Below are 3,925 nucleotides of genomic sequence, written 5' to 3' on the forward strand. Positions count from 1 at the left end.
CTCGTCGTTGCTCGTCACTCAGTTAGAACCACTAAATTCATTTCTCGCGCCTAGATTGGCGCTTTTTTAGTCACAACAGAGGCAACCAAATTAGTGTGAACAGGCCCTAGTCAACTAATTCGGGACCCCGCCGCCCCCGGCAAACCGCTGTGCCGAACAGGATCAGCTTCCCGGGCGACGCTTTTTATGGGAAACGCCCCCCGGCATTCGCTGCACCGCTATCAGAAGATTACCGGGACCTCGCCGGAACAGACCGCTGTCCCGGTTTCACAGACCTGGTAGATGTAACTGCCAGCACCCTTGGTGCCGATATTATCGGTGATCGAGCTGCCGCCGATATCGGTGCGTAGAAGGGTTGAGTCGCGGTAGATATCCACGTTGCCGCTGTTGCCGCTCCAGCTCAGGTCGGCGTGTTTCACCCCCTTGATCTTGTAGCCGGCGGCATTCAGCGTGATCGGCGCCGGTTCGGGAGCGGGATTGGTGGTCGCAGCAGCGGTATTGGAATAGCCGGAATCGCCGTCGCTATTGCTGAAAGCCATCACCCGATAGCTGTAGGCGGTGTCGGCATCCAGACTGGAGTCGCTATAGCTGGTGACATTGGCACCGACGCTACCCACCACCGCAAAGCTGCCGCCGCCACTGGCCCGTTCAATGCGGAAACCGTCCTCGTTATCCGAGTTGTCCGTCCAGCTCAGGTTGATCTGGCTGTGGGATACCGCGCTGGCGGAAAGGCCGTTGGGCTCGGCGGGCGGTGTTGCCTCGCCCGGCACCGTCAAGCCGCTGATACCCACCACTGCAAAGGCGTCAATCACGGCCTGGGGGTCAAAACCGAAGTCACCGGCGGCATCGACCACACCCTGGGCGCCGGACGCGAAGTCGGTATTGGCGGTCCAGTAAAACTCATTGGCGCGGGCAAATGCCTGGAAGGCGGTTTGGGTATCCCAGCCGGAAGACTTGGCCAGCACACAGAAGGCCTTGTTGTAGACACCGCTGGAGTAGTGGACATCCAGGCCACCGTAATACTGATCAACGTGGTCAATGGAACTTCCATCCTGGGTAGGGTTACACATATAGCGCAGGGCGCCATTTGCCGATTTGAAGATTTCCCAGCCCACCAGGAAGTCGTTTTGACCGCGCATGAAAAATTCCGCCGCCTCGCCGGCCATATCCGAGAAGGCCTCGTTGATGCCACCGGATTCGCCGGAGTAGGTAAGGTTGGAGTTCTGCTCGGTGAAACCGTGGCTGACCTCGTGGGACGACACATCCAGGCTCACCAACGGATAGAACGTGGAGCCACCATCGCCGAAGGTCATGGCGGAGCCGTCCCAGAAGGCGTTCTGGTAGTTGGTGCTGTAATGCACCTTCATGGTCAGCTGGAACGTCAGTGGCGGTTGACCGACGTAATCCTGATACATGTCGTAGACCACGCCGCCGAAGTAGTGAGCGTCATTCAGGGGGCTGTAGGCCCCGTTGATGGCTTTGTAGGTGTTTTGAGGGCAGCCGAAGCTGTAGGCGGTTGAACCACTGGTGCCGTGGTTCAGGTCGACCGTCTTCACATTGGCGTTGTCCATGGTGCAGGTGGCGCCATCCTCGGTGACCACAGCCAAGTGGCTGTAGTCGAAGCCATATTGATATTCACCGACTTTTTCATTGCCACCGGGGCCGGTGCCATTGACCGGGGTCAGCAGTTTGACCCGGGCCACCAGGGTGACACCGCTGAAATTGCGAAAGGGATAGAGACCGATATGCCAGTTGTCCCCCGCCTTGGCCGGCAGCGTACACTGCTCATTATTGCCCGCCAGGTAAGGGCGGCAATCGTAAAGACTTGTGGTGGGATCAGCCCCCAGGCGCACATAGAGGTCGGCATCGCCACTGCCCCCGGAAATGGTGATTTCCAGCTGAGCATTTTCCGGAACATCGGCGGGAACGGTGACGGAATAATATTGCCAGCGCCTTTTGCTGCCGGAAAGGTTAGTTTGATTCAGCAGGGTACAGTCACTGGTGCAAACCGGGTCGGCATGGGCGAGACCATCGAACTCGTGGAGCACGTCACCGCTGATGGCATCGACGATAAAGGTCGGCCGGGTCGGCTGACCGCCTGTTTCCGTATCGACAAAAAAGGACACCGCGTAACTCAGTCTCGGGGTGCCGTCGTCCAGGTAAATCACCAGCTCACTTTTTTCGTTGGCATAGACCGGCTCGTTATTACCGAACCCCAAACGAACCCGATCCTGCATGGCGGAGAGCGCGTCTTCATCGGAAAATGCGGGCTGTAACTGTTTCAACTCGACAGCCAATCCACTCACGCTGCGCCCATGAATGCTCTTGACCTTGCCGGTGCCCTCGCGGCCGACCACAATTTGTTCGCCCCACACCGGAACACCCCGGAATGTCTGGCGATAACGGGTCACAGTGCCTCCGAGGCCATCATCGTAGCTGCGTACCATTTCCAGCTTCTCATCACCGGAAAGCCCCAGTGCCGCGCGAAATGCCGGAGCAGCAGCGTCGCCATTTCCCTGTTTGAGCTCTGACAGGATCTGTGAGGCCTGGCGCAGATTGTGCAAGTCCGCAGCACCGGCCAACGGCATGGCAAAAGCCAGCACCAGGCCCAGCAGCAAGCGATAGGTTGTGTTGGTAAACATGACTCTCCCCCTCGTCACGCCGGCTGGCTAACCGGACACGGCATATTTTGCGAGTATTCCATCTAACTGACAAATATAAGCCTATCTCGCCAAAAAAGACTGCAGGGATACAACCCCCGGTCGCACATTCCTGCCATTGAGTAGAGTGGGGGAGTTTTTCCGCACTTCACCGCCAAGGAAAATAACAAATCCGGCGCATGGCCTGGTTCAATACCGTATCAGCACGACGATGGATCGCGGGATGGAATGGCTCGCCCAAGTAGACTCATCCTGATATCCCGTCACGGATAAATAAAAAAACCCGGCATAGAGCCGGGCTCGATACAGTATCAGCACACTCGACCGATTTGGTCGGGATTGGCTCGCCTGCGGCTTGGGGTTTCACCCCGCCGTCGTGTGCTCCGGCGCCCAAAATGGCTGGCGCCATTTTGTCGAACGGGGTTCTCATCCTGATCGCCCGTCACGGATAAATAAAAAACCCGGCGCAGGGCCGGGTTTGATACAGCAGCACACTCGATAAACTCGGTCGGGATTGGCTCGCCGCTAAGCGGCTCGGGGTTTCACCCCGCCGTCGCGGGCTCCGGCGCCCAAAACGGCTGGCGCCATTTTGTCGAACGGGGTTCGCATCCTGATCGCCCGTCACGGATAAATAAAAAACCCGGCTTAAAAAGCCGGGTTTTTTATTTATGGCGGTGAGGGAGGGATTCGAACCCTCGATAGGGGATAAGCCTATACTCCCTTAGCAGGGGAGCGCCTTCGACCACTCGGCCACCTCACCTAAAGCTTTTGACTTACTGTGTTTACTTCTTTTCCTCGCGAGGCGCTCCGGTCGCGCATTGCTTCGGGCTTTGAGCCCTCGTCCCTTGCGGGATCGACCTGCGGTCGCCCAAGTTGCCTTGCAACTTGTCGACCACCTCACCAGAACTGTCACTACATTGTATTTTCTGCCGCTGACCACGGCGTGCAATAACCGCCACGGGCTGCCATTGCTTGAATTCTATGGTTGATTTTTAACGACTTAAGGAGGGAATCATGCCGCCTCTCAAAAGTGGCGGCATGATAACATACCAACGGGAAAATCAAAGGGGGTTTGCGTTACTCCTGAGCCCCCTTCTCCTGTTGAATCCGTTGGTAAATCTCTTCTCTGTGAACACTCACATCTTTGGGTGCATTGACGCCCAGGCGAACCTGATTGCCCTTGACTCCCAGCACGGTCACACTGACGTCATCACCAATGATGAGTGTCTCGCCGACTCGACGGGTAAGAATTAACATGGTTTAGC

2 protein-coding genes and 1 tRNA gene are annotated in these 3,925 nt (G+C 57.1%); all 3 read right to left on the bottom strand.

What is annotated here, in order from left to right; translation table 11 throughout:
* Positions 1-221: 221 nt before the first annotated feature.
* On the bottom strand, positions 222-2,642 hold the full coding sequence (locus ABY948_RS11485; RefSeq protein WP_461482674.1) for a M4 family metallopeptidase: 2,421 nt from the start codon (positions 2,640-2,642) through the stop codon (positions 222-224).
* Between the two features lie 687 nt (positions 2,643-3,329).
* Positions 3,330-3,420: transfer RNA gene (locus tag ABY948_RS11490), tRNA-Ser, on the bottom strand.
* A gap of 317 nt (positions 3,421-3,737) precedes the next feature.
* On the bottom strand, positions 3,738-3,917 hold the full coding sequence (gene csrA / locus ABY948_RS11495) for a carbon storage regulator CsrA (RefSeq protein ID WP_461482675.1): 180 nt from the start codon (positions 3,915-3,917) through the stop codon (positions 3,738-3,740).
* Positions 3,918-3,925: the final 8 nt, after the last annotated feature.

Source organism: Porticoccus sp. (assembly GCF_041592135.1).
In the GTDB taxonomy this organism is placed as follows: domain Bacteria; phylum Pseudomonadota; class Gammaproteobacteria; order Pseudomonadales; family Porticoccaceae; genus Porticoccus.